This window comes from Haemophilus sp. SZY H36 (assembly GCF_018829625.1).
Classification (GTDB): Bacteria; Pseudomonadota; Gammaproteobacteria; order Enterobacterales; family Pasteurellaceae; genus Haemophilus; species Haemophilus haemolyticus_K.
Genome location: NZ_JAHKKA010000004.1, coordinates 71,935 through 94,458, shown reverse-complemented (window position 1 = coordinate 94,458; position 22,524 = coordinate 71,935). Strand labels below are relative to the sequence as shown.

Annotated in this window: 38 protein-coding genes, 2 tRNA genes and 2 rRNA genes; 13 read left to right on the top strand and 29 right to left on the bottom strand. The window is 40.6% G+C overall.

The window, feature by feature from the left end; translation table 11 throughout:
• Positions 1 to 10 precede the first annotated feature (10 nt).
• The 4 genes from rrf (KP713_RS07930) to KP713_RS07915 all read left to right on the top strand — a co-directional run bounded on the left by rrf (KP713_RS07930) (position 11) and on the right by KP713_RS07915 (position 470).
• Positions 11 to 126, top strand: a 5S ribosomal RNA gene (rrf, locus tag KP713_RS07930).
• 47 nt (positions 127 to 173) lie between these two features.
• A 5S ribosomal RNA gene (gene rrf / locus KP713_RS07925) occupies positions 174 to 289 on the top strand.
• Positions 290 to 301: 12 nt separating this feature from the next.
• A tRNA-Asp gene (locus KP713_RS07920) sits at positions 302 to 378 on the top strand.
• Positions 379 to 394: 16 nt separating this feature from the next.
• Positions 395 to 470 (top strand) — tRNA-Trp (locus tag KP713_RS07915).
• Positions 471 to 488: 18 nt separating this feature from the next.
• Here KP713_RS07915 and KP713_RS07910 read toward each other — a convergent pair.
• From KP713_RS07910 to KP713_RS07850, 13 genes are all read right to left on the bottom strand, one after another.
• Complete coding sequence (locus tag KP713_RS07910; RefSeq protein WP_215770348.1) at positions 489 to 1,544, bottom strand: tyrosine-type recombinase/integrase; 1,056 nt, start codon at positions 1,542 to 1,544, stop codon at positions 489 to 491.
• A gap of 210 nt (positions 1,545 to 1,754) precedes the next feature.
• Complete coding sequence (locus tag KP713_RS07905) at positions 1,755 to 2,090, bottom strand: hypothetical protein (protein WP_215770347.1); 336 nt, start codon at positions 2,088 to 2,090, stop codon at positions 1,755 to 1,757.
• Complete coding sequence (locus KP713_RS07900) at positions 2,090 to 2,593, bottom strand: MazG-like family protein (RefSeq protein WP_215770346.1); 504 nt, start codon at positions 2,591 to 2,593, stop codon at positions 2,090 to 2,092. The genes KP713_RS07905 and KP713_RS07900 overlap by 1 nt, the downstream gene beginning before the upstream one ends.
• A 12-nt stretch (positions 2,594 to 2,605) precedes the next feature.
• Positions 2,606 to 2,776 carry a hypothetical protein gene (locus KP713_RS07895; RefSeq protein WP_252346339.1) on the bottom strand — a complete coding sequence of 57 codons (171 nt, stop codon included), beginning with the start codon at positions 2,774 to 2,776 and terminating at the stop codon, positions 2,606 to 2,608.
• A gap of 45 nt (positions 2,777 to 2,821) precedes the next feature.
• Complete coding sequence (locus KP713_RS07890) at positions 2,822 to 3,013, bottom strand: hypothetical protein (protein WP_118804628.1); 192 nt, start codon at positions 3,011 to 3,013, stop codon at positions 2,822 to 2,824.
• Positions 3,014 to 3,031: 18 nt separating this feature from the next.
• A complete protein-coding gene (locus KP713_RS07885; RefSeq protein WP_215770345.1) occupies positions 3,032 to 5,218 on the bottom strand; it encodes a replication endonuclease in 2,187 nt (728 codons plus the stop codon).
• Between the two features lie 9 nt (positions 5,219 to 5,227).
• Positions 5,228 to 5,536, bottom strand: coding sequence for a hypothetical protein (locus tag KP713_RS07880; RefSeq protein WP_005691706.1), 309 nt, complete (start codon positions 5,534 to 5,536; stop codon positions 5,228 to 5,230).
• A 119-nt stretch (positions 5,537 to 5,655) separates the two neighbouring features.
• Positions 5,656 to 5,898, bottom strand: a complete 243-nt coding sequence (locus KP713_RS07875; protein ID WP_118815814.1) for a hypothetical protein — start codon at positions 5,896 to 5,898, stop codon at positions 5,656 to 5,658.
• Positions 5,899 to 5,901: 3 nt separating this feature from the next.
• The gene (locus KP713_RS07870; RefSeq protein WP_006995328.1) at positions 5,902 to 6,282 is read right to left on the bottom strand and encodes a hypothetical protein; all 381 of its coding nucleotides are present in this window, start codon (positions 6,280 to 6,282) and stop codon (positions 5,902 to 5,904) included.
• Positions 6,283 to 6,299: 17 nt separating this feature from the next.
• Positions 6,300 to 6,560 (bottom strand): hypothetical protein, encoded by a 261-nt coding sequence (locus tag KP713_RS07865; protein ID WP_061827746.1) that lies wholly within the window; start codon positions 6,558 to 6,560, stop codon positions 6,300 to 6,302.
• A 91-nt stretch (positions 6,561 to 6,651) separates the two neighbouring features.
• Positions 6,652 to 6,942: a hypothetical protein gene (locus KP713_RS07860; protein WP_005633751.1), complete on the bottom strand. Its 291-nt coding sequence runs from the start codon at positions 6,940 to 6,942 to the stop codon at positions 6,652 to 6,654.
• Between the two features lie 72 nt (positions 6,943 to 7,014).
• Positions 7,015 to 7,170 carry a hypothetical protein gene (locus KP713_RS07855; RefSeq protein ID WP_005633752.1) on the bottom strand — a complete coding sequence of 52 codons (156 nt, stop codon included), beginning with the start codon at positions 7,168 to 7,170 and terminating at the stop codon, positions 7,015 to 7,017.
• 42 nt (positions 7,171 to 7,212) lie between these two features.
• On the bottom strand, positions 7,213 to 7,410 hold the full coding sequence (locus KP713_RS07850; RefSeq protein ID WP_128787187.1) for a hypothetical protein: 198 nt from the start codon (positions 7,408 to 7,410) through the stop codon (positions 7,213 to 7,215).
• An 11-nt stretch (positions 7,411 to 7,421) separates the two neighbouring features.
• On the opposite strand from KP713_RS07850, the gene KP713_RS07845 reads away from it, so the two are divergent.
• The 9 genes from KP713_RS07845 to KP713_RS07805 all read left to right on the top strand — a co-directional run bounded on the left by KP713_RS07845 (position 7,422) and on the right by KP713_RS07805 (position 11,491).
• Positions 7,422 to 7,844, top strand: coding sequence for a hypothetical protein (locus KP713_RS07845; protein WP_105888847.1), 423 nt, complete (start codon positions 7,422 to 7,424; stop codon positions 7,842 to 7,844).
• A 109-nt stretch (positions 7,845 to 7,953) separates the two neighbouring features.
• A complete protein-coding gene (locus KP713_RS07840; protein ID WP_215770344.1) occupies positions 7,954 to 8,616 on the top strand; it encodes a helix-turn-helix domain-containing protein in 663 nt (220 codons plus the stop codon).
• A 21-nt stretch (positions 8,617 to 8,637) separates the two neighbouring features.
• Complete coding sequence (locus tag KP713_RS07835; RefSeq protein WP_153066470.1) at positions 8,638 to 9,045, top strand: hypothetical protein; 408 nt, start codon at positions 8,638 to 8,640, stop codon at positions 9,043 to 9,045.
• A gap of 10 nt (positions 9,046 to 9,055) precedes the next feature.
• Entirely contained in the window at positions 9,056 to 9,283 is a 228-nt protein-coding gene (locus KP713_RS07830; protein WP_215770343.1) for an excalibur calcium-binding domain-containing protein, read from the top strand.
• Between the two features lie 53 nt (positions 9,284 to 9,336).
• Entirely contained in the window at positions 9,337 to 9,576 is a 240-nt protein-coding gene (locus KP713_RS07825; protein WP_005633761.1) for a hypothetical protein, read from the top strand.
• Positions 9,576 to 9,779, top strand: a complete 204-nt coding sequence (gene yidD / locus KP713_RS07820) for a membrane protein insertion efficiency factor YidD (RefSeq protein ID WP_215770342.1) — start codon at positions 9,576 to 9,578, stop codon at positions 9,777 to 9,779. The genes KP713_RS07825 and yidD overlap by 1 nt, the downstream gene beginning before the upstream one ends.
• A gap of 106 nt (positions 9,780 to 9,885) precedes the next feature.
• Complete coding sequence (locus KP713_RS07815; RefSeq protein ID WP_252346338.1) at positions 9,886 to 10,392, top strand: BRCT domain-containing protein; 507 nt, start codon at positions 9,886 to 9,888, stop codon at positions 10,390 to 10,392.
• Entirely contained in the window at positions 10,389 to 10,799 is a 411-nt protein-coding gene (locus KP713_RS07810; protein WP_215770341.1) for a hypothetical protein, read from the top strand. Before KP713_RS07815 ends, KP713_RS07810 begins: the two co-directional genes overlap by 4 nt.
• Positions 10,799 to 11,491, top strand: coding sequence for a hypothetical protein (locus KP713_RS07805; RefSeq protein ID WP_215770340.1), 693 nt, complete (start codon positions 10,799 to 10,801; stop codon positions 11,489 to 11,491). Before KP713_RS07810 ends, KP713_RS07805 begins: the two co-directional genes overlap by 1 nt.
• Positions 11,492 to 11,494: 3 nt before the next feature.
• Here KP713_RS07805 and KP713_RS07800 read toward each other — a convergent pair whose 3' ends face one another.
• The 16 genes from KP713_RS07800 to KP713_RS07725 all read right to left on the bottom strand — a co-directional run bounded on the left by KP713_RS07800 (position 11,495) and on the right by KP713_RS07725 (position 22,488).
• Positions 11,495 to 12,682 (bottom strand): phage late control D family protein, encoded by a 1,188-nt coding sequence (locus KP713_RS07800; RefSeq protein ID WP_215770339.1) that lies wholly within the window; start codon positions 12,680 to 12,682, stop codon positions 11,495 to 11,497.
• Positions 12,682 to 13,119 (bottom strand): phage tail protein, encoded by a 438-nt coding sequence (locus KP713_RS07795; RefSeq protein WP_032827939.1) that lies wholly within the window; start codon positions 13,117 to 13,119, stop codon positions 12,682 to 12,684. Before KP713_RS07795 ends, KP713_RS07800 begins: the two co-directional genes overlap by 1 nt.
• 167 nt (positions 13,120 to 13,286) lie before the next feature.
• The gene (locus KP713_RS07790; protein ID WP_005633772.1) at positions 13,287 to 13,433 is read right to left on the bottom strand and encodes a GpE family phage tail protein; all 147 of its coding nucleotides are present in this window, start codon (positions 13,431 to 13,433) and stop codon (positions 13,287 to 13,289) included.
• Complete coding sequence (locus KP713_RS07785; protein ID WP_048955239.1) at positions 13,433 to 13,732, bottom strand: phage tail assembly protein; 300 nt, start codon at positions 13,730 to 13,732, stop codon at positions 13,433 to 13,435. The genes KP713_RS07790 and KP713_RS07785 overlap by 1 nt, the downstream gene beginning before the upstream one ends.
• An 84-nt stretch (positions 13,733 to 13,816) precedes the next feature.
• Positions 13,817 to 14,323 carry a phage major tail tube protein gene (locus KP713_RS07780; protein ID WP_215770338.1) on the bottom strand — a complete coding sequence of 169 codons (507 nt, stop codon included), beginning with the start codon at positions 14,321 to 14,323 and terminating at the stop codon, positions 13,817 to 13,819.
• Between the two features lie 3 nt (positions 14,324 to 14,326).
• Positions 14,327 to 15,511, bottom strand: a complete 1,185-nt coding sequence (locus KP713_RS07775; RefSeq protein WP_215770337.1) for a phage tail sheath subtilisin-like domain-containing protein — start codon at positions 15,509 to 15,511, stop codon at positions 14,327 to 14,329.
• A gap of 146 nt (positions 15,512 to 15,657) precedes the next feature.
• A complete protein-coding gene (locus tag KP713_RS07770; protein ID WP_215770336.1) occupies positions 15,658 to 16,317 on the bottom strand; it encodes a hypothetical protein in 660 nt (219 codons plus the stop codon).
• Positions 16,317 to 16,640 (bottom strand): hypothetical protein, encoded by a 324-nt coding sequence (locus KP713_RS07765; RefSeq protein WP_215770335.1) that lies wholly within the window; start codon positions 16,638 to 16,640, stop codon positions 16,317 to 16,319. The genes KP713_RS07770 and KP713_RS07765 overlap by 1 nt, the downstream gene beginning before the upstream one ends.
• Before the next feature lie 174 nt (positions 16,641 to 16,814).
• On the bottom strand, positions 16,815 to 17,162 hold the full coding sequence (locus KP713_RS07760) for a hypothetical protein (RefSeq protein ID WP_215770334.1): 348 nt from the start codon (positions 17,160 to 17,162) through the stop codon (positions 16,815 to 16,817).
• Between the two features lies 1 nt (position 17,163).
• Entirely contained in the window at positions 17,164 to 17,643 is a 480-nt protein-coding gene (locus KP713_RS07755; RefSeq protein WP_215770333.1) for an enoyl-CoA hydratase, read from the bottom strand.
• The gene (locus tag KP713_RS09040) at positions 17,636 to 18,271 is read right to left on the bottom strand and encodes a hypothetical protein (RefSeq protein WP_252346337.1); all 636 of its coding nucleotides are present in this window, start codon (positions 18,269 to 18,271) and stop codon (positions 17,636 to 17,638) included. The genes KP713_RS07755 and KP713_RS09040 overlap by 8 nt, the downstream gene beginning before the upstream one ends.
• Entirely contained in the window at positions 18,271 to 20,103 is a 1,833-nt protein-coding gene (locus KP713_RS09105) for a phage tail protein (RefSeq protein WP_252346336.1), read from the bottom strand. Before KP713_RS09105 ends, KP713_RS09040 begins: the two co-directional genes overlap by 1 nt.
• Positions 20,104 to 20,111: 8 nt before the next feature.
• The gene (locus tag KP713_RS07740; protein ID WP_105882420.1) at positions 20,112 to 20,648 is read right to left on the bottom strand and encodes a phage tail protein I; all 537 of its coding nucleotides are present in this window, start codon (positions 20,646 to 20,648) and stop codon (positions 20,112 to 20,114) included.
• Positions 20,638 to 21,552 (bottom strand): baseplate assembly protein, encoded by a 915-nt coding sequence (locus tag KP713_RS07735; protein ID WP_215770332.1) that lies wholly within the window; start codon positions 21,550 to 21,552, stop codon positions 20,638 to 20,640. The genes KP713_RS07740 and KP713_RS07735 overlap by 11 nt, the downstream gene beginning before the upstream one ends.
• Complete coding sequence (locus tag KP713_RS07730; protein WP_005663412.1) at positions 21,549 to 21,887, bottom strand: GPW/gp25 family protein; 339 nt, start codon at positions 21,885 to 21,887, stop codon at positions 21,549 to 21,551. The genes KP713_RS07735 and KP713_RS07730 overlap by 4 nt, the downstream gene beginning before the upstream one ends.
• A gap of 1 nt (position 21,888) precedes the next feature.
• Positions 21,889 to 22,488: a phage baseplate assembly protein V gene (locus KP713_RS07725; RefSeq protein WP_215770331.1), complete on the bottom strand. Its 600-nt coding sequence runs from the start codon at positions 22,486 to 22,488 to the stop codon at positions 21,889 to 21,891.
• Between the last annotated feature and the right edge of the window lie 36 nt (positions 22,489 to 22,524).

The window sequence follows — 22,524 nt, the reverse complement described above, 5'->3', positions numbered from 1 at the left end:
AAAGAATTATCCTGGCGGCGATAGTGCGGTGGAACCACCTGACACCATACCGAACTCAGAAGTGAAACGCTGTAATGCCGATGGTAGTGTGGGGCATCCCCATGTGAGAGTAGGGCACCGCCAGGTTTATTTTTTTAGTTTATTCCTTGAGTAAATTAAAAAAATAAAAAATTTTTGGCAGAGATAGTGCAATAGATCCACCTGATACCATACCGAACTCAGAAGTGAAATGTTGTAACGCTGATGGTAGTGTGGGGTATCCCCATGTGAGAGTAAGGCACTGCCAATTACCATACTTAGCGGAGTGGTAGTTCAGCTGGTTAGAATACCTGCCTGTCACGCAGGGGGTCGCGGGTTCGAGTCCCGTCCATTCCGCCAATTTATTCATACCAATAGGGGCGTAGTTCAATTGGTAGAGCACCGGTCTCCAAAACCGGGTGTTGGGAGTTCGAGCCTCTCCGCCCCTGCCATTAAAAAACCTTTCATTTTCAATAATTTACTATATTGTAAAAATTTTCTTGTGAGAAATCATCGTCTTCGTGTGGCGTAAATGTGACATTGTTCGCAAACTCTATCATGTGATCTGCATTTAAATGTGCATATTTCTTTACCATTTCTAATGTTTCCCAACCACCCATTTCTTTTAACGTATAAAGCGGTGTGCCTGCTTGAACATGCCAACTTGCCCAAGTATGGCGCAAATCATGAAAGCGAAAATTGTGAATATTGCTTTTTTCTAATGCTTGATGGAAATCATGCCAATCAATACGCCCAATTTGTTTATCTGTACCACGATGAAAAACAAATTCATTGCGGCGAGTTTGGTATAATTTTTGCAATAAATCCAAAGCTGTCTTATTCAATGGCAGTGCTCTTGCTTTACCTGATTTTGCTACATCATTTGAAACAATTGCGATACTACGTTCAAAATCCACCTTATCCCATGTCATTGATAAAATCTCTGTCATACGCGCGCCAGTGAATAAAGCAAAAGAACAAACATTTTTCATCCACGCCAAATTTAAATTTGAAATCAGTGTTGTGGCTTGCTCTTTTGTAATCCAACGAACGCGGACTTTTGGCTCAACGAATTTTTTCACATAAGGGATTCTATCAATCCAGCCATTTTTATAAGCGAGCGAAAGCACCCTTAGAATAGATGTTCGGTATCTATTTTTAGTTGATGGCGATAATGCTTTTTTGTGTGTTGTTGAGTATGTAGGCAAATTAGTCATAATATCTTCGCCTGTAATATCACTCAATTTCCAACCACCAAAAACAGCACGCCAATAAATGGCGTGTCTGCGGTTCGTATCAAAATCCTTTTTCAACTTGGCATCTTCCACAAATAATAACAAGGCTTCTTCAAAGAGTTTAGGCGGTTTCTTGTTAAGGTGCGCCATATCCCATAGTTCTGCTTTGATCTTGTCGTGTAATTCTTGAGCCTTTTTCTTTACTTCAGTCCCAGTGCTTCGTCTAATTCGTTCGCCACTCGGTGTTGTAATATCGAGCCAATATGTACTTCCTCTCTTGTAGATTGACATTTATTCTTTCCTCCATTTTTTATATCAGTCAATCCAACCAATCGGATGACATTATTTTTTCTTTTTCTACAACGGTCAAGATCTTCCCTAAAAACTCGCCAAGCTTTCGAACCTTCCATCTGGAAAAAGCCCCATTTAAAACGGTGTGCAAAAACGGTGCTGTAACTTAAATTGAGGAGGTCAGCAACCTCCTTGATTGTTAAAGTGCGATCATGTGTTCCCATAACCTGCCCCAAGCATTTCACTAACTTTAACCGCCCGCACATTAATTTTCTCAATTTCAGCAGGTGGATAAATTTCAGTCTTAATTGTTCTTTTCTTATATTCGCAAAATATCAAACCTTTATGGTTTGTCTTTTTTAATTTGTTAAGAAAGGCCTTTGCTTTTCGTCTTTTTGAAAAAAAGTGATTTTTATTTTCAAAAAATTCTTTAACCGAAAATAACCGGTATTTCCGATCACAATATGGAACATATGGAACAAAAAGCATTGATCTTCTGCTGAGAAAATCCAAAACAAACTCTCTAACTTTTAAATAAGAATCCATTATAAATCCCCCTCTTTCACAAACACACCATCAATCATACGTCCTTTGCGGTCTTTGATTTCATTCCATGTCGCTTGCACACAATCGTGTATATTTAAATCAAAATAATATGCAATATTTAAAAGTCTAACAAAACAAAAAACAAATAAAGCAGTAACGTTTGCTTGGCGGCTTAGCTCATTACTTAAATGATACCAACCGAACACCGCTTTAATTAACTGATCTTCAATATCAACTTTAAAATAGCTATATTCATTGGCAATTTCATCAACAGAAAGCATTTCATCTTTTTTGCGTTGTGCGGCCAAAATCACCATCACCACAAAACAATCCCCAATGCTATCCTTAATTACATCAGGTTTATTTTTTGCTACGCCACTGCATAGCTCACCAAATTCTTCCATTAATTTAATGAATTGTTTTTGCGGTGTAGAACCTTCAATCAAATTGCGATCTTCTGCCCATTGTTCGATGTTTTTTATAAGCTGTTGTAAGTCTGCCATTTTTATTTCCTTTCAATCTCTACGTTTAATCACATTAGGTACTTCCACAATTAGGATTCGCTCCGGTGGAATTTTTAAATATTTTCTGTAATGGTCTGCGATTTCTTCTGCTTCGCTATAAGTCACGGTTGTTCGACTTTCTCTCCCAACTTGCCATTCTCTAGCAAATTCACACTCCAGCACCACGTCTTACCATCAATTAACTGAATATTGGTCATGGTCTTTTCCTTAATCCTGCGGAATATTTTCGATCTTTACCCATTTAGGTTCATTACTAAGAGAACCAACAGCGTTTAACCATCTACGCCATAATGTTCCGTCATTGCACAGCGCAAAAATTGTTTCTGATTGTTGTAAATCATCGCAGTTTTTGTCATAAGTCATAGCTTCAGACACAGCAATTTGAACAATTTTTCTCATTTTTAACCTCACTTTTAATTAATTAACCCTAAAATCTCCCAAGCTCTCGCCCCAACCAAAGGCTTGAGCCAACGGAATTTTTTCTTCTTTAATGAAAACTTCATCGTTTTCGCAACAAATCCACCGATAGTCATTAAGCCGTAACCGTCCATGGCGCATTAAAAGGTCAATTTGTGACGGTTTTAATGGCGAACCGATAGGCAACATCAATAAATTAGCTTGGTGTTCAATTTTTGAACGGTTACAGTTATTGACACAAGTCCAAGCGGCGCGATGCGCCTTGTCTGTTTCGGTGGACTCCGAATTAAGTGCAGTGGAACCCAACGCACTTTTCGCTGATTTAATCACCCAGTTTTTTAACTTGGTGATGATTTTCTTTTCTGTGAATCTGTTTTTTACCCCCACAATTTTCTTACGAATCTCACCGTATTTATTCGGTTCGCATTCTTCATACTCGATACAAATTGGTTGATCACAACGTTTTGTCATTGCACCACCTTGCACTTTTAAATAACTACCAAAGCAACTCACATCAGCCACGGTACGACCAATATCCAATACTTCATCGTCCGCAGTTGCTGCCATGGCATCATCAATTTTGCGAAGTTCACGCCAAGTCGAAATTGACGGTGTACCGTAAAACTGGAATTGACGAATGCCCCAAAGATTTGCCCACGCACTGACACGTTGCACGTTTTCAAGTAATGTCAGATTTTCTACTTCATCGGACATTTCTTTGCCTTGCTTACCTGCATAGATATTCTTGGCGATGTATTTCGCTACATAGCCAATGGCAGAACCTTTGGTTGGATCAATTTCTTCTACTTTGAAACGGTATTTTTTCGCCCCAAATTCATCGCCATCTAATTCCAATGCTTTCTTGCGGAATAGATGAATAACGTCATCTTTATGTTCAGGTTTTACATACATCAGCAAGTGCCAATGCGGTGTGCCGTCGTGATGTGGTTCAACGCCACGAAAGCCAAAAAAACCGATTCCACGTTTGGCAAATTGTGCACGCAACTGTGCCCACACTTTATTTAAGTAACGTTGCGTATCACGAGGGCTTGCACCTTGCCATTTTTTATTGTTTTTGCCTGTTTCATGCGTTGCGTGAAAAGAGGATGGGGCAGTCAGCGTAAGAAAGAGTGACACAAATGAATTTTCTATTGCCCATTCATCAATACCACGCAAGCGGTTCATGGTTTCCTGGAAACGGATAGCAGGATTTGCCACTGATTTTTTCCACATTTCAATCAACGGCATTTGTTCGGTGCTATCGTCTAGATTTTCCAACACCATTTGTTGCAGATATTCGAGGTTATCTGCACGTTGCGCACGGTAGTCATTAAATGCAGTTTGAGAGACATAAGGACTCACTTTTGCCGATACTGCACCACAGCCAATCTCCACATGTTCTTTTAACCGTTTTTGTGCCGTGGTGAGTTGGCGTTTCCAATGTTTTGGGCAAACTGATTTATTTAGATCAACCTCAATGTCATTCACATCTAAGAAACGGTTATCTTGATAAGCGAACCAGTGTTTTAACGGAAAACCAATATCCGCACACACCTCGCCCACTAAGCGATAAAGGTCACGAGAAAGTGCGGTGAAATCATCAAGAGATATTTCTCCACGTTCTTTCCGCTCGGCTTGTTCGGTGACAAAATCAGACTGTAATTTCGTAAACAACATGGCTAATTTGTCTGCCATTTCTTTTAGCTGATGTTCACCTAATAAATAAAACGGAAAGTTAGCCGCCTTTTTGCCTTTAGAAAGTGCGACCACTTGTGAATGTGTATCACGGTCAATCAACCAATCAAGGCTAACGTGATAATGTTGAAAAACGGCTTTCAAGCGATTGGTGAGGATTTCGCGCAAATAGGTGTTCGCATACGCTGCCTGTTTATTGCCGAATTTAAACCCAATAGAGCCATCATCTTTTACGCCGTTGAACGCACGCAACCACACATGGCGAAAATGCTCACGTTGGCGTTTGCGAGGGAGCGCAGAAAGCAGTTTTTCAACATAATCGAACTGATGCGGCGCAACAGAAAACAATTCCATTTGCGCCGATGTCGCTTGAGCAGTATCGAAAGTGCGGTCAAAATTCACCGCACTTTGCATCATTACTGCACGTGCATCTGCCATCGCTTGCTCACGTTTGGCAAGATTGGCATTGCACTCAAGTTCCCAGTTCATCATCAAGAATCCTTACATTGCCGTATTGGCTAAATATTCACTGTGATATTCAAAATATTCTTTGATTTTGTTGTTGGTCGAACTCACTGCACTGAGTAATTCTTCCAAACTCAACATTTCATATTGAGCTAAGTCATAACGGCGTACTTCTTCAATCGCACCCCAAATTGTGTTGTGTAAATTGCCCACCGTTCTTGTTTTTTGTTTGCCATACCAACTATCTTGATCACCAATCACTTCAACTACTTGAAAGCGGGTGCCGATGGGTAAAATTTCTAGCGTTGCGCCACAATCTAGCGCGATACAAATATTGTTTTCCATCATTCCTCCTTACCAGCGTCTATCTAACGAATCGACAATAAACTCAATTAATCCCATTACCGTCACAGCCACGCCAAGAACGGCAAACACCACCACGAAAAACATCACTAAACAACTTGTCATTTTCTTTTCTCTCTCCAGTCTGCCCATTCGGCGTGTTTTTTCATTAATTCTCGTTTCGCTTGAATTGCAATATCGCCCAAACGGATATATTCACTAAATGCCGTATTCGCTGATTGTTCATCGCCCTTATCTAAGTGGTAGAAATAAGCGAACAATTGTTCTTGTGCATTATCTAGCTTGTGATAAACATCTTTTGCACAAAAAGACAAAGCACTACGGCTTAAAATTATTGCTGCCATTTGTTATTCCCCCATCGTCTTATCAATTTGAGTAAATTCCCGCTCTGTTACGCCTTGTGAAAACATTCCCGAAAGTAACCGCACTTTACGTAGTGCACGGGCTATTTTGCGTTGTCCTTGTTCTGTGTAGTGATGGAGCTTAGTGCCTGTTAAATGCCCTGCACGTAAATCTGAAAAATCTAAATCGGCTAATTCCAACAGCATTTCTCGAAAGCCTTGTTGTAAACCGTCAAACTCTCGTTCTACACGGAATTGGCTTTTGCTTAACGAGTGCAGCGCATCATCAAAACTTCGGATTTCAGGCACCTTTACTTGATTTACACGGCACCATTTTTCAGCGGCAGATTCCGTTTCATCGTCAAAGCAATAAGGCATTAAGGCCATCACTCACCCCCATTCATTTATTTACGGAACCACCGTGCAAAGCGTTGGAAAATGCTTTGTTCACGTGCCCACTGTTCTTCTTCAAGTAACGCAATGCGATCACTTAGCGATTCATTCAGCAAAACTTGCTGTGCATTCACGTTTGCTTGGTGAGAAATCGCTCGTTGCAACAGTTGAATGTTGCGAGCCTGTTCTTGCACGGTTTTATTTAACTGCCACACATTCACACGGTTATGGCGTTTTTTACCGTTGTCATACACATAATTACTGCTTGCCATTTGCTCAAACTCCTAAATTTTGGTTGCAAAAATCCTGTCGAATGAATTTCTTCAAACGACCATGTTTAAATTACGGTTGGAAAATTAAGAATTAATCCGTAGGGATTTCGATTTGCCGTTCGTCTATTGCAGGTAGCTTACCTTGCTTACGCATTTGACGTTCTTTTGCCCACTGTTCGGCTGTTTTGAAATTCTGAATTAATGCCGGTGTAAATGTACCGATACTAATATTGCGAATTTCTGTCCAGAGTTCGAAATGAACTCGCCCACAGCTTTTGCAATAGCATTCAGAAACAATGGTATTTTCTGCCTTTCTAGAGGTTCTCGTTCCAATCTGATCGCTACCACATCCTGGACATAATGCATCGACTTTTGCTGCCATATCACACACCTTCTTCTGTCCTATACTCTCCACATTCCCCAATATGGATTGCACGGTTATTAAAATTAAAAGTTAATTAATACATTCTTCCAATTTCAAACGGATAAAATCATTCAATTCCCGTTTATCCGCTTGAGCCATTTCTTGTAACTTTTCTTTAAAACTTGCCGTCACACGAAATGCAATAATTTCAGATTTTAGTTCGCGTTTTTTTTCTGTTTTCGCCATATCCTTTTCCTTGTTGTTTTTGTTTACTTTGTTATACTTTTGCTATCTAAAAAATTGGAATGCACAGAACGTTCCTATTACAGCGCAGATAAAACATAAAGCTGGTAAATGGTTATGGTGATCATGGTATTGCTGTCCCAGTTCGTCTATTCTTTGCTTGGTTTGTTTTTCCTGTTCTTTCAAAGCTTGTTCAAGTTCCAATACGCGAACCCATAATTGTTCATCCACTTTTTTAGCCATAAGGCACCCCTATGTTCGAAAAAATAAAAAAACACCTGCTTTTTATAAAAGACATCATCATTGATACCGTGGCTTATTGGGCAACATTAGGGTTAGTTTATGTTTATACTCGCTTTGCACTTGTGCCAGAAATCAACGCCGATATTCAACTTGCTATATTGCTGTTGATATCATTCGTGATTTATTGGGTATATAAAAAAACGATTCCGTACACCAAAAACTTGCACATTCAAGGACAACATTCCTATTTATGTGGCGTTTGCATTTTTGTCTTTGCACTCGGCAGTTTCAGCCAAGCGGAACTCCAACAATTTGGGTTTAATTTCAGCGAAGTTCCACAACAAGCCATTAAGCAATACGCCTCATTAAAAACCATGTTTTATGCCATCGGCATTGTGGCGTTGCCACAACTGTTAAAACAAAAAACTGGCTAGCATTGCCTTTTTGTGTTTGTTTACATTGTTTGAGATATTATAACTAAATCTTTTCTAAATCAATATGTGATTTAAAAAAGATTTAAAAAATCTTATGAGGAAATCAAAAATGAAAGAATGGTACTCGGCAAAAGAGTTAGAAGGGCTAGATGGATTGCCAGCTCAAGCAACAAATATCACTCGCAAGGCAAAAAATGAAAATTGGAAAATGCGCGAAGCCAAAGGTATAAAAGGCGGTGCGTTTGAATATCATATAAGTTCATTTCCTGATGTAACGAAAAATGCATTGGGCTTTACTGATGAAACGGTACGCGTCGTTAATCTACATGAACCTTTGGCAAAAAACACTATCCGAGTAGAAATATTGGATATTGAAGCCAGTGCCGGCAACGGCACCTTTTTAACCCGTACAGAACAGGGCTTATTGGCGCAAGAGTTCGACTTGGATTTCTTCCGTCGCCAATTTGGGCGCACCGATGCTAAAAATTTAAAAATTATTGCGGTAAAAGGCGATAGCATGGCGCCGACATTGGAAAGCGGAGATTTACTTTATGTCGATGTATCAGAAAATTATTTCAGTGCTGATGGACTTTATGTGTTCACGTTTGATGATCACACATTCATTAAACGCTTACAAAAACGTGGCCGTGAAATGTGGGCGATTTCTGATAATAAAGAAGAGTATAAAGAGTGGGAGATAAAACAGGATGATCCTGTCTATATTCACGGACGAGTGGTGTTTAGTTTGCCGATGAAGATGAAGAAGTGGTAATGGTGATTGATTGTTAAAATTATGAAGATGAAACTTTTGTTTTTATTGGCGCTATTTTGTAGTGTATCTGCTTATTCTCAAACTGTACCTGATGAAATTGTAGATTTATTTGATGAAGTATCATCAGTTGCAGATCCTGAAGAAGATGTAAATTACCTTAATCATGTTATTTCTGTAAGGATAAATAAACCTATTATTCAACGTGATTATGCAAAATATGTTGTAAGGATAATCTGCGATGATAGCTATTTTGAACCTAGTTACTGGCAAGATATTGATTTCAAAATCATCGAAGTAAGAAATCGCGATAATAATTCTGGATACAGAATAAACATAGATAAAACAGTTTGTGCAGCACCAATAAAACATGATTGGTCTGACAATGAACTTGAGGAACGTATTTTTAAATATGGATTAGAGAAATTCTAAGGAGCATTCAATGAAAAAATTTATCCTAATTCTAACCGCACTTTCCCTTGCTTTCTCAACAGCAACTTTTGCCAAAAGTAAAAAAGCAGATGCAGAGCAGTTTAGTTGCAGTGATGGAAAACGCACTTGTAAGGATATGGATAATTGCGATGATGCTAAATTCCATTTAAGAGAATGCGGTATGCACAAACTCGATCGTGACCACGATGGCGTGCCTTGTGAGAGTATTTGTCAGTGAAGATGAAGAAGTGGTGATTTATTTTAATAAAACAAACCTAAGGAAAATTTATTATGTTATACGAATATAAAATGATTCAAGCTGCGCCACATATTATTGCGCAAAGAAAGAACATTCAAACTGCCGCAGCAGACTATTTACAAGAACTGGTGAATGAACAGGCTAGATTAGGCTGGGAGTTTTTCAGAATAGATGATTTTTCTACCGAAGAAGCGGCAGGATGTTTTTCTGGCGGCAAAACGACAACTAAGATTCATAAAGTTATCACCTTTAGACGCGAAAAAAATGATTAATGGTTTGGCTTAGTATTCAACTTATCTTGCTTTATCAATATCTTGCACCGCAAAAAATTCGTGATGCCTGTCGGTTTGAACCGAGTTGTTCAAACTATGCGATTTTAGCCTTGCGGAAATATGGTTTTCTTCGTGGCTGGCAGATGGCTTTCAATCGGCTGAAGCGGTGCAAATATCCGAATGGTGGGGTGGATCATCCTTAAATCTGTTGAAGTTTCATAAATATGAGAATACACACCAACGCCCCACTTTGTATTCTCGAGCCATGGTGTTTAGTTTTCCGATGAAGATGAAGTAGTGGTGATAAATATGCGACATTTCGTTTACATGAATTGGCACAAAGAGGTGAATGCCTACACCTTGGAAAATCATAAAGAAAATGAAGATTATTTCATTGGTTATGTTTCGCAGAAAAAACGCGTCATCACTTTCCGCAAAGACAGAATTATTCAAGAATTTGCCAATTTTGAAGATGCACAACATTATGCTGAAAACTTGCCGGCAGAAGTTTTTGACCAATTCGATCAGAAGCTCAATATTATCAAGCACACTTCAACCACACCTATTCAACATCCCCTCACTTTTTGTTTTACTGGCTTTGGCAAGGCACAAAAGCAAGCGTTAATGAATTTAACCGAGGAAGTTGGCTTGCGTGCAATCCAAGATGTCACATCAAAATGCGATTATCTTGTGATGTGCGAAAACTCTAAAACAATCGGTCCATCAAAACGCGCAAAAGCCGAATCACTCGGCATAAAATTAATTTTTGAGAACCAATTTTTCCATTTGATTGAAACAGGGGAAATCCCACAATGAAAAAACTACTCTTAATTTTAACCGCACTTTTAGCTGTTCCGATGTCGTATTCTTCACCATTGCCTAAAGAACTATCGTCACAGTTTAAAGATGTCAACATTGCTGATTTAAACCAAGACATTGATTTAACTGATGGTGTGTTATGGATCAGAATGAATTTTGATGCACCAATTCCAGAGGCATTAGGGAAAAGCATTATATTTTCAGAAACTTGCATTAATGTGAAAAATAAAGCTAAAACATGGAAGAAATACCCGTTTAAGCAAATCAAAGTAACCACCCTCGTAGAATGGAAAGCCTATTTGTTTAATGGTGGCCAGAAAGAATGTATCGAATATTGGACGAAAGAGGGATTTAGCGAGAAATATAGCAAATCTCCGTATTTTGAGGTTTGGGAGCGGAAGTGATGAAAGATTTACCAGATCAGAACGAAATTATTAATGACATTATACAGTTCCAAAAACCGATGAAAGAATTAATGGCTTTTACTAAAGTCACTAATCCTGCTGAGTGGACAATTCACTCATCATCTGAGCCAACACTTCAAGCATTTCAAGGAAAAAATTTAAAAGAAATTGATTCTATCTTAAAATACTTACAAGGAATTGTTCCCCAAAAGGACTTACCAAAAGAACTTTTTGAGTTTATAGAATCACTTTCATTTACTAAAAATCCAAAATCAGTCCAAAAAATCACTCAACTATCTAAGGTGTCCATTGAAAATGAACTTAGCCAAGAAGAGTTTGGCACACTGATTATAAATGAAGCCACTATTACACAAAACCAAGATATTGTATCTAATGATGAAAGCAGCATTAAATTAGATGAATTAATACGCACAATTTGGGATTTAATTTGTAAAGCGTATCATCAAAAAAAAATATATATTCTTGCGGTTCTAAAATTCATACTACTTATGTTAATCCAATATGCAATAGAGAATAGATTAGATTTTTATTTTAAAGATAACCAACCATTAGATCAGATTTTTGAGAATCAAAAAATAATAATTAAGCAAAATCAAGAAATACTAGAAAAACTTAATAAAAAAGAAAATAATGACTCTGATAAATCTAAAGATTTCTCTGAGATCATATAATTGTTATTCTTTCCTCACCTCTACCCCTTCATCCTCAATCTTCAATTCGCACTCCACCTGTGACACATAACCATTATCTGCGATGGTATGCGTCACTCTTGTGATCAGCCAATTTGTTGCATCAATTTCTCCTTTAAAGCCTGAAAGCTCAATGGGTGTTTCGGGGATTAAATCAGGTTCGCCAAAGGCAAGATTTAGGCTAAATGTTGCCACGCCTCGTTTGAGTTTGTCAAAGGCGGATTTGGCGGCGTTGATGGCGGTTCTTTCGCTTGCATAAGTGTGGCGGAGTGATTTTATTTGCGCATTATCACTGGTGATTGGCTCTTGTTGCTCAATAGTGTTGTATTTGCGTTTGCTTAATCGTCTGCCTTTCACTGTACCATTTTTCAGCGTTCTGCCTTTCGTCATACGCTGTTTTTTCACTATCTTGGTGTTTTCATCCACCGTGATTTCGCCACGTTTGCCTGTGTCCGTATCGTGCCAATACGCCCGCACGGCTTTGTAGTTTTCGCTTTCTGCAATGGAGAAAGTGTAGCTGTCACCACTTTTTCTGGTGATTTTTCGCAGTGGAATCGACTTGCCTGTGGCGGTTTTGCCTTGTCCTAGCGGCATAAATAATAGCGTGCCATTTTTAACGGTGCACATCGCCCCGTGTTCTTCTGCCAGTCGGCTTAATAGATTAATGTCGCTTTCGTTGGTTTGGTCGATATGCGCAATAAAGGTGTTAGCCAGTTTTTTCTCACACTGGCTTTTGAGTTGGTTTTCTTTGGCGATGGTGTCAATGATTTCGCCTAATGTTTTTTTATCAAATGACCGCTCTTTTTGTTCGGAAAATGAGCCTTTTAAATCAGCCGCTCTTGCTCTGATAGTTAATCGGTCTGCCGACCCTGCGCCGCCTGAAAATTGCACTTCATCGACGGAATATTGCCCTTTGTCAATCAGTGGCTTGCCTTTCCAGCCTAGCGCAACTTGGATTGTGGCATTGCGTGGCGGTAAGGCGAGTTTGCCGTCATGGTCAGATAATTCTAAGTCGAGTGTATCAGCCTCTAAGCCTCGATTATCTGTTAAAGACAAACTAATTAAACGGCTCGAAATCACTTGTGTGATGTCTTGCTGTTTTTTGTCTTTCGTGGTGATCTGCACTTTAAAAGCGGGCGTGCGGTGATTGTCGTTAAGATTGAAATCAAACATTAAAGGCTACTCATTAAACTCTCTGCAATGGCGATTAACATTGGGTCATCAGTGCGTTTTAAGCTCATGCTGAAATCAATCGCACGAGGTGCACCATCGCCAAAAAACTCTGTTCGGGTTTCTTGTACGCTTTCAATCACAAAAAAACCGATAATTTCAAAGGTTGCGCCGTCAATTAGTGGGAACGCACCGCCACTGTCTGCCATTAATTCCAGGGCCTTAATGGAAAATCTGCCGCCAGTGATTTCTGGGATTAATCTGCCACTAATCGTGACTGTTTCGCTTTCTTTACCGGTGAATTGTGTTTTTGGCATTGCCCCGACAATGGCATTGGTTGGATGTCGCCAATTTGATGTGCGGTCTAAACTTTGAAAAGGCACGGTTTGCCGAGTGAACACAAACATGCCCAATGTGGCAAGTGCGAAGTTTTGGAACATAAATAATCCTAAAGAAAAGTGCGGTCAAAAAATCTCGTGATTTTTGACCGCACTTGATGAATTAGCGAAAGAGAAATGCAATGCCGAAAATCACAAGCAACCAAAAGGTGATGGAAAGAATAAATATTCCACGCCATACAATATGCCGTGGCATATTTAATAAATAATCAATCAGTTTCTGTTTCATTTCGTTCTCTTGCTTTTTCTCGCCATTGCATTAATTCGGAAAATGTCATTTGCTCAAAGGCTTGTGGTTGCCAGTGGAAGATGATGGCAATATCTGCCATGGCATCTTCCACTGTTGCGGCAATCATTACTCGGTCGCTTCGGTTTCCACTTCCGAGTTCTTCCCTAAAAAACCGACAGCCGCCGCAGCAAGCTCGGTGAAGTCCGCCACTTCCATAGTGACAAAATCGGATTTATGCAAAACAGGTGTGGTGACACGTGCAAGTAACACTTGTAATGCGTCCACATCCATTTGCAACACATCAAACATTTTTAAGCCTTTTAATGCAGGCACAGTCGGTTTATTTACGGTGATTTCTGTGATTTGGTTTTCGCCACGAGTAATAGGGTTGGTTAAGGTGATGATTTTGGTGTTTTCTGTTTTCATTTTATGTTTCCTTTAAAATCCCTCTTTTTTGTAAAGAGGGGAGGGGGATTTAATAAAAGCCCCTTTCGGGGCAAGGTGTGTGAATTAAATGCCGATTGCAGAACGATGCTCAGCTAAACGATCAGTGCCACCGACAATGAAAACGGAATTGATTAGGTCAATTTCCACAAGGTCTTTGCCGTTTTCGATGATTTTGTAGTAGGTTAATGGCACGGTGTAGCTTTGTTCGGTGTCATCGCCTGATTTGCTTGTACCGTTGTCAATCTCACCGAAACGACCGCGCATGACTAGTTCAATTGCCGTGACTTCTTCGGTGTCATCTTGTTGATAGGCGCCCGCAAAACGTAATGCTGTGCCGTCAATTTTTCCGCCAAATTCTTTGATAAGTTCGGTCATATAACCGCCCATCTTGAATTGTGCTTCTAAGCCTTCTACCCCTAAATTCACTTTTACTGGGCCAAACATTCCGCCTGCGCGGTATTCTTCCAGTTTCATGGCTAATTTGGGTTGGGTGATTTCGGTGACTTGGCCACGGTAAGAATTACCGTCAGCCAAAAAATTCATTAATTTGAGTTTACGAGGTAATGCCATTTTTTACGCTCCTACTTTTGCAATGTTTGCGGCAAATTCCACAAGGTATTCATCGCTGATGTATTGGTTGAAAGCAAGTTGTTCTAACGGTGGAACAGGGCAGTAATCATAAGACACAAGTAATTTTGCATCTTTTAAGGTTGCGGCAGTGTTTAAGTTGGCATTGATAAATGCTTTCCCACCGATTAAATAACCTTGCGCCACATATTCACGCCATTTTGCGTTGATCGCTTCCACGATTTCTTTCACAAGATTCACAGAAATGTCTTTATCCATTGCCCAGTCAAAGGATTGTGCAATAGTGTCTTTCAACACTTGTGCCGTGCGAGTGTAGTTTTCGTAGATAAATAATTTGTCAGCCGAACGAGTACGTAATCCCCAGAACTTAAAGCCATTGTGGTTTACACAACAAGTAATGCCTTGTTCGTTGAGGTAATTCACGTCTGTTGCACTGTCGTTAATATCAAAAGAAAGTGGCTTGGTGACACCCGTTACGCCAGTTAAACCTTTGTTTGAAATTGAAGTATGCCAGCCATATTCTTTGTCTTGATATGCACGCATTGCGGCAGCGCGAACAACGGCATAATCCACTTCGGTTTGTTTGGTGTTTGGGTTAAACGATAAGAAATCACCGAAAATCAGCATTAATTCACGTTGCGAGAAATTGCGACCGTATGTCACCGCTTCTTCTTTGGTTTTTGCTGTTCCACATGATGCATATACAAAGCCATTGAGTTTTTTCGCCACGCTTAACAATTCAGTGGTTACGTCTTGGCTGTCATATTTCGGGATACAGAAAATACGAGGTTTGACACCACAAACTGCAGCAGACACGAGGAACGCTTTTAAGCCAGTGTAATTGCCTTCGTTATCGACTGAACCGATCACATTGGCTTTCATGGTGCTTTCATCATCGTTTTCTTCCACACGAATGACGACAACTTTACAATTCACAATGTCCGCAATGCCATCTAATGCACGAGATAATGTCCCTTTTTTACCTGCTTTGGCTTGCATTTCGGCGTTGATGCCAGTTAAAAGAGTGGGTTTGTTGAGTGGGAAAACCGATGCATCTGCATCAGGTGCGGTTGCCACTAAACCGATAACTGCGGTGGATGATGTGGTGAGTGTTCTCAAGGCTTCGGAAATTTCCGTTACCTTGACCCCATGGAGATATTCATCTGTCATAATTTTAGCCCTGTTGTTGAGAGATAGGGCTATTTTGTAAGGATTTGAAATCGAGGGGTAGCGCTTGGCGTTGTGGTATTTAAACTAACAAAGGGCGGTTAGGTAGATTCGGATGGATAAAACGGAGGAATTACCCGCCGTTTATCTTAAACCTTATCTGGCCAAGGATCGGACGTTGTCCACATCATAGCGGGCGGTCTTAAGTTTTTTGGGCCAATGTCAGGTATTGCATCATTGCCTTTTACTTTTTGGTCTGCGTGGTATGGGGTAAATCTCATAAAATTAGCATCGCCTACCCCACCCACATAAATACCTGCAACTGCTCTATTTGTATCGTCATCAAACAAGCTAAATCCACAAGAGTCATCTGATCTAAATCCAAGAGGAATCCCACTTGTACCAATAACTTCAACCCTTCCTGGCTGTCTTGGTAGATACCCTTTTTCTGTTTTACCTAAATAACCAAACAGCCCCCAAGATAACCCGCCCATATGACATGATACAAGGTTGCCTTGCCTGCGGAGTTTAATGTAAGCTCCTGGTTTCAGATTTTTCGTTACAACATTAACCAAACCTGTATCACCATCTATCACCACCCATTTCCCGTTGCGTTTTTGCCATTTCCAGGCTCCGACTCTACCGCCATCTGATGATTCATAAATCGTGCCATTCGGCTCATTCCCTTTTATTTTGCCAGCTGTAGTTTCGGGCTTATCAGGACGACCGCTACCAAGTACAACGGTTATGGCTTTAATATCTCGCCCGATTTGCTCGATGACCTCGGGCAGTTGTTCTAAAAGGCTCATTAGCTATTTTTCCCTCGTAGATAGGCCGCCTTTAAATCCATTTCTTTTAGTGCGTTAATTTGCTCAATCACGCCATCTAAACTCTGTTTAAATTCCGTCAGTTTAGTGGTTAATGCCTCAGGTGCACTGCTTCCGCTTGCTTTAAGTTTGCGTAACTCTTCCGCGAGCTCACGGAATGTGTCTAAATCTGCTGATACTTCACCGCCTAACAGGTCATTTTTAAGTTGGGTGACCTTAGCATCAATTTGAGCCAAAATCGCTTTGTCTTGCTCGCCTAAATACGTTGCAAATTCGGTTAATAATTGTTGGATAGTTTGTGTCATAGTCGTCCTATTTTGTAGTTGAGGATTAAATCAGGTAGAGATGGAATAATGGGATTTTCGGCTTGTATCACCTTAAATCCTTTTGCTACCGTGATATTAATTTTAGTTTTGGGCTTGAGTGCAACGGAAATAATGGGCTTGGATTGCAGTTGCACCTTGATTTTGTTTTTGGGTTTAGCGTTGAGACACGTCATAGGTAATATCCTTACGGAGAGTTATCTTCCCTCCGCACAGGGTTTTGACGAGCCCTTGCCCATTGGTTTGTTGCAAATCCCACTTAGCTTGCACCCAATCGACTTGCTCGGTTTTATCATGTGAGATGATAAGCGTTACTTCATTGTTTTTTACCAATATGCTCCCGTTTGTGCTAGATAGACGGATGCGCTCACCTTTGCTGATAGGCACAATATCGCAATCAAAATGGCAATCTGTAAAATCAACAGGCGCATTGTCTTCATCGGTAAAAATTAACGTTTCTGTTTCGTCATCGCCGCGAATCCAATCAAAATTAATTTCCTGCATTTTACACTCCAAATATAGCTGCCAACTGATTCGGGCTAAATCGCCAGCCTTCTTCATTGCCTGAAAGTGCATTAAAACACCATTCAGAACAAAAATACTTACTGCGTTTTTGCTTAATGCTCAACACAATGCCAAGCGCTCCCCACCAGTCATATTTTTTTCCAGAAGTGCGGTCAAAATAGGCTTTGATTTCTGCTTCAGGTACACCGTCCAGCGGAATTAAATCCCATTTGGTGTTATCGGACACATCAATCTGCTTGCAACGCACCCCGCCATCTTGTACCGATGAGGAGTAGCAGTCATATACTGTCGCATGCTCATAATGATGCCCATTACCAAACTCAATTCGCTCAATGGCAATCTCACAGTGCGAGTATTTGCCCTTAGTAAAAAATCGAGTAATGCGGTCAGCAATTGCTTTGACTGGCTCTTTGCGCCAGTCGCGTTTGTGTTTGTACATCGCCAAATAAACCTTAGCCATTTTGATATGCCTCCATCAAATTATCCATTTGCTTGATAATGTCATCATGGATTGATTGTAGCTGCTCAAGTGTGAGATTAGGGGCTTTGAGTTCATACTTACGCATACGTTGGTTAGCTAATTCAACCTGCAGCTTTTCGAGTCCTGCCGCCTGTGTCAAAATCAAGTTTGTGGCGGTCTTGTTATCCAGTCTCGCACGCTGTGCAAAGTCTGAGATATATCGACTGCACTCACCTTCATAATTTGCCGATTTAAAGGCTTCTGCCGCCGCTTGTCGCTCACGATACTCGCTTTCAAAACGTGTCCATGTGCTGTAGATTTTTGCCGCGTGCTCATCGATATCTGCAGTGAACTTAGTTTGGTTTTCTTGTAAAAGTGCGGTAATTTTCCTGTTATCTTCTACCCATTCTTTACCGTCCCATGAATGCGCGGCTGATGGTGCGCGAGGTCTGCCATAAAACACTCCATCTTGATAGGTAATATCATCGGAATTAATGGCTTCGTATTGCTGATATTGTTCATCGCTCAAGACGAATAATTCATCATCGGTTAGATCGTACAAATGGCGAAAATCACTATCAATCAGCTCAAAATGTCCCAGCTTGTCAATAAGATGTAATAAAAACATTAATACCCCTCCACTTTCACCCATAAATCAATATGTTCATCTTGATTGCCTACATGCCGGATGGTATATAGCCATAATCTATCTTTTATATTATTTTGTCGCTCAAACGCCCAACTTGGTGGCCACCACTCAAATGCTTCCGCCCCGAATGAAAAACTCCCCCCTGATTCGGTTCTCGAAAATGTAGCAGTTACATTGGTAATTTTATTTGGCATTGCTGTCCAAAGGGGAACCGGGATTTCGATTGCTAATCGTTCGCTATTATTTTTAGCCTCAAAGTAAAACCACCATACGCGAAAAGCTTTAAAGTGAATTATTTGTTCAATTTTTCCGTCTGGGTGAATAATAGTTTCCCCCTCCAAGTTGATATTTTTTTTGGTGGCATTATCGAAGCTAGCATTAGTACCTTTAATGGTTTTTGTGTAATTTTTCCGAATAACTGTTGATAATTTTTTATTAAGTTCATTCAACGCAAACTCACTCGCCACTTTTTCCTTGTTTGTGCCGTTGGTGGCGTGGGAGATATCCGAATCAAGCAATATATTTCCATTCTTTCTTGGTAAGCTGGCGACATTTATGTTTGAACCATTGCTTTCGCGGTAAACAAATGACAGCATACTGTTACTACTGTGAGGATTGTTTTCTATTCGCACGTACCGACCAGAATTATTGTAAAAACTGATTCCACTCCAGTCGCCTTGTTTAAACGACGTATCACCAGTAATAACTCCCCCTGTTTTCATAAATGCATTATTTAATGATGCACCGCTTTTAGTTACTACATCGCCCTTAACCCATAATCCTGTTTCATCGATTGATACATTAAATTCACTTGAGTTTGGTTTTCCGCCTAAATGCAGAGCGCCGTTATTATTGAAACCGATAACAGACACTTCATTTCCAATCACTGAGTCACCGCTCAACTCAATTTTCTTTGGCCAGTTATAATTATTTACCCGATATGCTGTACTTGAGCCGGTAATTGTCAGCATCCCATTCATCGAATCGCCTGATTTAGATACTCGACCGTTTGCATTATTATTGGCATTATCTGCCGCATTTTTCGCTTCCACGCCTTTGTCATAAGCGGTTTTAACCGCTTTTGATGTTGCTACATTATTTTCGTCGTTGCTATTGACTGCGGATGATCGTTTGTTAAGAGGGATATAGTTATTTAACGCAAGTTGCACCGTCGCAATCAGTTGCGCGAGTTTTTTCCCCGCTTTTGCGGTGAGTGCAAGAGATTCACTTTCAAGTCCTGTGTCGTTGGTGAGTTGGACTATGCCTTGTTGTGAGGTGCTAGCTTTATTAATTTCGTGGGAGTGTCCGCTGTCATCAAATCCATTTTGTGTTGTAGCAGTGATAGTTTTTGGTGTCATTTGTTGGCGAGTCACAAAAATCACACTGTTATCGATGGATAATGTTACCGCACTAGAGGATTCTACTTTTAAGATCATCCGTAGTACTTGGACTTTACCACTTCCGCTACTTTCTGTCGGTTTAAAACTTTCAGGACAGTTTGCGTAGGCAATGAGTTTGTTTTGTGCGTCAAATACGCCCATTTCTCTTATGTAAAAACCGCCGACATTTTCAGGGATGGTTAATTCAACGATCACCTGTTTATTATTTCGAGGGTCGAGAGAGACGGCACTGACTGGCGCAATGTGCGTTTGATGTACGAGAGCTGTTGCGCTCGCCGTTGGTGTGACCGCCTGTCCATTGCCATCACCCACAGCAAATTTGGCGAGTTGCAACGGTTGCCCTTGGCTTAATGCGTGCGCGATAGCACGTGTTCCGTAGTCGGTTAATATTGTAAAATATTGTGATGCCATAAATATTCCTATTGTGGATATACAGTGATGATTTCACCACATTGTTGACCAATAAAGGTTCTGAGTGCCCCTGTTGGTGAGATTGCAATAGCTAGCTGATTGAGATGTCTTGAGACGGGTTTAACATCGTTAATAAGTCGCACGAGTTCGTTATAGGTTTGTTCATTCAAGCCACTTTCAGACACTTCTACGGTTAAGCTAAATGTTCCTGGTGTGCCTTGAGGATTCGTTTGAAACCATTCTTTCAGTTCAATAAGATAGCCTATTGGCTCAACCACACGTTTTACTGCGCCAATCGTGCCTTTGTGTTTGTGTACAAAATAAGATTGTTTAATCGCAATGCGTTTAACTTCTTCCGTCCAGTTTTCGTCCCATTTATCCACTGAAAACGCCCAAGCTAAATAAGGGAGTAATTCAGCGGGACAACGTTCAGGATTGATTAAATCTGCAATAACAATGGGATTTTCTACCGCACTTTTTAGAATTTCAGCAGCACGTTTTTCTAATGGCGTTGAGCCTATCGGCAGTAAATGATTAGTAATCATCACTTGTCACGATCTCCAAATTAATTGCCGTGCAGTAGGCTGATTTTGAACTCGGTAACACAATGTCGGCGGTAGGCGAGATAAGCTCTACTCGTTGCACCCCTTCTAAATGTAAGGCGGCATAAATACCCGATAGGCTAATGTCTCGCCCTAAACGGTGTTTTTCTTCGGTGTAAGCCGTCAATTTTTTTAGAGCAGCCGCTTTGATTGGCTCGTATTCAGGGCCACGATATAGATGTAATTTGGCGCGAATTTCGTAGGATTGGATCACCGCACTTTGGACAATAACGCGGTCGCCAATAGGGCGGATGTCATCATCGTTAAGTTTTGCTCTAACTACATTTAAAAGACTTTCCTCTGCCTCGCCTTGACCATTACGGCTTAAAATCGTGACGGTGACATTGGCGGGCTGTGGTGATACCACAGACACATCTGCAACATCAGGGTGTGCAGAGAGCGCGTGGAAGATATAAGCAGATCGAGGACCCGCCACAGAAAGCCCCTCAAAGGCTAATTGCGTGCGCAATCTTAATGAGGTGTCATCTTCTAAAATTTCGGGGATTTTAGGCGTAACATTATGATTCGCCTTTTGAATGACTTGTCTTTTCACATTGTAATTGGCTGCAATCACATCTAAATCTGAACCGCTTGCATAGGCTAACATTGTGGCTTTTGCCGCATTGTTGATGCGGTTTCTTTCCATCAGCTGTAGATAAACCACTTCTTGTAATAATTTCGTGATAGGTTCACTTTCTAAACTTAATCGTGCTTGCCAAAATGCTCTTTCATCTTGCGGGAAAAGCGCGATAAATTCCGCTTTTCTGTCTGCGAGCAAACTTTCAAAATCTAAATCTTCTAGCACTTTCGGTGCATCTAGTTTTGATAAATCGACTAATTCGCTCATTGTTTATGTCCTAAAAATAGTTTTTCGTTATGCATTTCTTGGTTGTCTTTACGACTGCGTGCGACATAACTTGCCACAATGCCACCTTCAACCAACTCTGGTTTAAATTGTGTGATCTGTACTCGTGGTTCCCAACGATTAATCGCTGTAACAGCGCAAGCCGCCAGTTGTAATAACAATGTGTGGCTAATTGGGCGGTCAATTAGCAGAGGAATTAAACTGCCATATTCACGCCGCTGAATGCGCGAGCCAACAGGGGTTAGCAAAATATCGGCAATGGATTGTTTAATGTGGTCGCTTTCGTTTTTTAATGTTTCGCCAGTGTATCGATTCATACTATGCCTTTGCGTTAGAGGTTCGTTGGCCATCGCCTTGTTCAACGTGAACGTGGTTTTGTAAACTAATCGCCCCGCCTTTAATATCGCCACTTGCGGTTACACTGCCTTGTGTGCTGATATTGCCTTTTGTGGTGCTTGTGCCTGTGGTTGATAAAGATCCGTCAATATTCACATTGCCTTTGATATTGATAGTGGGGCAGTCAATATCAATTTGATTAGCAGCAGTAATGCTGGCGGTTTTGATACCTGTCACAATCAATGCGCCACTTGATTGGTTGTAGGTGATTTTGGCACCGTCAGCAAATTCAATGACGTGTTCATCGGGCGATTGGCTAGGGCTGTTTTGTGTGTAAAGCCCAACTAATATGCAGGCAGTGGTAAATTCACCACTAACCGATAACATCACACATTGTTCGCCCACCGTAGGCGGCGACCATGTTTTAGCTGTTCCCGCACGAGGTGTGATGAATGGTAAAAACTCTGTGAGAATATCACCGCTCTTTACGCGAGCACGTGCGGTGGCGTGATTTACTTCAGCGATCACCCCAAAGCGGATAATGTTGTCGAGTTTTCGTTGTAATTCAGCAGACATAGGCATTTATAGTTAAAGGAAATGCCTTATTGTTGGCAATAT

What these genes read in the sequence shown, in the direction of transcription:
- KP713_RS07910 (WP_215770348.1), bottom strand. Translation starts at nt 1,544, where the DNA reads ATGTCAATCTACAAGAGAGGAAGTACATATTGGCTCGATATTACAACA.
- KP713_RS07905 (WP_215770347.1), bottom strand. Translation starts at nt 2,090, where the DNA reads ATGGATTCTTATTTAAAAGTTAGAGAGTTTGTTTTGGATTTTCTCAGC.
- KP713_RS07900 (WP_215770346.1), bottom strand. Translation starts at nt 2,593, where the DNA reads ATGGCAGACTTACAACAGCTTATAAAAAACATCGAACAATGGGCAGAA.
- KP713_RS07890 (WP_118804628.1), bottom strand. Translation starts at nt 3,013, where the DNA reads ATGAGAAAAATTGTTCAAATTGCTGTGTCTGAAGCTATGACTTATGAC.
- KP713_RS07885 (WP_215770345.1), bottom strand. Translation starts at nt 5,218, where the DNA reads ATGATGAACTGGGAACTTGAGTGCAATGCCAATCTTGCCAAACGTGAG.
- KP713_RS07880 (WP_005691706.1), bottom strand. Translation starts at nt 5,536, where the DNA reads ATGGAAAACAATATTTGTATCGCGCTAGATTGTGGCGCAACGCTAGAA.
- KP713_RS07875 (WP_118815814.1), bottom strand. Translation starts at nt 5,898, where the DNA reads ATGGCAGCAATAATTTTAAGCCGTAGTGCTTTGTCTTTTTGTGCAAAA.
- KP713_RS07870 (WP_006995328.1), bottom strand. Translation starts at nt 6,282, where the DNA reads ATGGCCTTAATGCCTTATTGCTTTGACGATGAAACGGAATCTGCCGCT.
- KP713_RS07865 (WP_061827746.1), bottom strand. Translation starts at nt 6,560, where the DNA reads ATGGCAAGCAGTAATTATGTGTATGACAACGGTAAAAAACGCCATAAC.
- KP713_RS07860 (WP_005633751.1), bottom strand. Translation starts at nt 6,942, where the DNA reads ATGGCAGCAAAAGTCGATGCATTATGTCCAGGATGTGGTAGCGATCAG.
- KP713_RS07855 (WP_005633752.1), bottom strand. Translation starts at nt 7,170, where the DNA reads ATGGCGAAAACAGAAAAAAAACGCGAACTAAAATCTGAAATTATTGCA.
- KP713_RS07850 (WP_128787187.1), bottom strand. Translation starts at nt 7,410, where the DNA reads ATGGCTAAAAAAGTGGATGAACAATTATGGGTTCGCGTATTGGAACTT.
- KP713_RS07845 (WP_105888847.1), top strand. Translation starts at nt 7,422, where the DNA reads ATGTTCGAAAAAATAAAAAAACACCTGCTTTTTATAAAAGACATCATC.
- KP713_RS07840 (WP_215770344.1), top strand. Translation starts at nt 7,954, where the DNA reads ATGAAAGAATGGTACTCGGCAAAAGAGTTAGAAGGGCTAGATGGATTG.
- KP713_RS07835 (WP_153066470.1), top strand. Translation starts at nt 8,638, where the DNA reads ATGAAGATGAAACTTTTGTTTTTATTGGCGCTATTTTGTAGTGTATCT.
- KP713_RS07830 (WP_215770343.1), top strand. Translation starts at nt 9,056, where the DNA reads ATGAAAAAATTTATCCTAATTCTAACCGCACTTTCCCTTGCTTTCTCA.
- KP713_RS07825 (WP_005633761.1), top strand. Translation starts at nt 9,337, where the DNA reads ATGTTATACGAATATAAAATGATTCAAGCTGCGCCACATATTATTGCG.
- yidD (WP_215770342.1), top strand. Translation starts at nt 9,576, where the DNA reads ATGGTTTGGCTTAGTATTCAACTTATCTTGCTTTATCAATATCTTGCA.
- KP713_RS07815 (WP_252346338.1), top strand. Translation starts at nt 9,886, where the DNA reads ATGCGACATTTCGTTTACATGAATTGGCACAAAGAGGTGAATGCCTAC.
- KP713_RS07810 (WP_215770341.1), top strand. Translation starts at nt 10,389, where the DNA reads ATGAAAAAACTACTCTTAATTTTAACCGCACTTTTAGCTGTTCCGATG.
- KP713_RS07805 (WP_215770340.1), top strand. Translation starts at nt 10,799, where the DNA reads ATGAAAGATTTACCAGATCAGAACGAAATTATTAATGACATTATACAG.
- KP713_RS07800 (WP_215770339.1), bottom strand. Translation starts at nt 12,682, where the DNA reads ATGTTTGATTTCAATCTTAACGACAATCACCGCACGCCCGCTTTTAAA.
- KP713_RS07795 (WP_032827939.1), bottom strand. Translation starts at nt 13,119, where the DNA reads ATGTTCCAAAACTTCGCACTTGCCACATTGGGCATGTTTGTGTTCACT.
- KP713_RS07790 (WP_005633772.1), bottom strand. Translation starts at nt 13,433, where the DNA reads ATGATTGCCGCAACAGTGGAAGATGCCATGGCAGATATTGCCATCATC.
- KP713_RS07785 (WP_048955239.1), bottom strand. Translation starts at nt 13,732, where the DNA reads ATGAAAACAGAAAACACCAAAATCATCACCTTAACCAACCCTATTACT.
- KP713_RS07780 (WP_215770338.1), bottom strand. Translation starts at nt 14,323, where the DNA reads ATGGCATTACCTCGTAAACTCAAATTAATGAATTTTTTGGCTGACGGT.
- KP713_RS07775 (WP_215770337.1), bottom strand. Translation starts at nt 15,511, where the DNA reads ATGACAGATGAATATCTCCATGGGGTCAAGGTAACGGAAATTTCCGAA.
- KP713_RS07770 (WP_215770336.1), bottom strand. Translation starts at nt 16,317, where the DNA reads ATGAGCCTTTTAGAACAACTGCCCGAGGTCATCGAGCAAATCGGGCGA.
- KP713_RS07765 (WP_215770335.1), bottom strand. Translation starts at nt 16,640, where the DNA reads ATGACACAAACTATCCAACAATTATTAACCGAATTTGCAACGTATTTA.
- KP713_RS07760 (WP_215770334.1), bottom strand. Translation starts at nt 17,162, where the DNA reads ATGCAGGAAATTAATTTTGATTGGATTCGCGGCGATGACGAAACAGAA.
- KP713_RS07755 (WP_215770333.1), bottom strand. Translation starts at nt 17,643, where the DNA reads ATGGCTAAGGTTTATTTGGCGATGTACAAACACAAACGCGACTGGCGC.
- KP713_RS09040 (WP_252346337.1), bottom strand. Translation starts at nt 18,271, where the DNA reads ATGTTTTTATTACATCTTATTGACAAGCTGGGACATTTTGAGCTGATT.
- KP713_RS09105 (WP_252346336.1), bottom strand. Translation starts at nt 20,103, where the DNA reads ATGGCATCACAATATTTTACAATATTAACCGACTACGGAACACGTGCT.
- KP713_RS07740 (WP_105882420.1), bottom strand. Translation starts at nt 20,648, where the DNA reads ATGATTACTAATCATTTACTGCCGATAGGCTCAACGCCATTAGAAAAA.
- KP713_RS07735 (WP_215770332.1), bottom strand. Translation starts at nt 21,552, where the DNA reads ATGAGCGAATTAGTCGATTTATCAAAACTAGATGCACCGAAAGTGCTA.
- KP713_RS07730 (WP_005663412.1), bottom strand. Translation starts at nt 21,887, where the DNA reads ATGAATCGATACACTGGCGAAACATTAAAAAACGAAAGCGACCACATT.
- KP713_RS07725 (WP_215770331.1), bottom strand. Translation starts at nt 22,488, where the DNA reads ATGCCTATGTCTGCTGAATTACAACGAAAACTCGACAACATTATCCGC.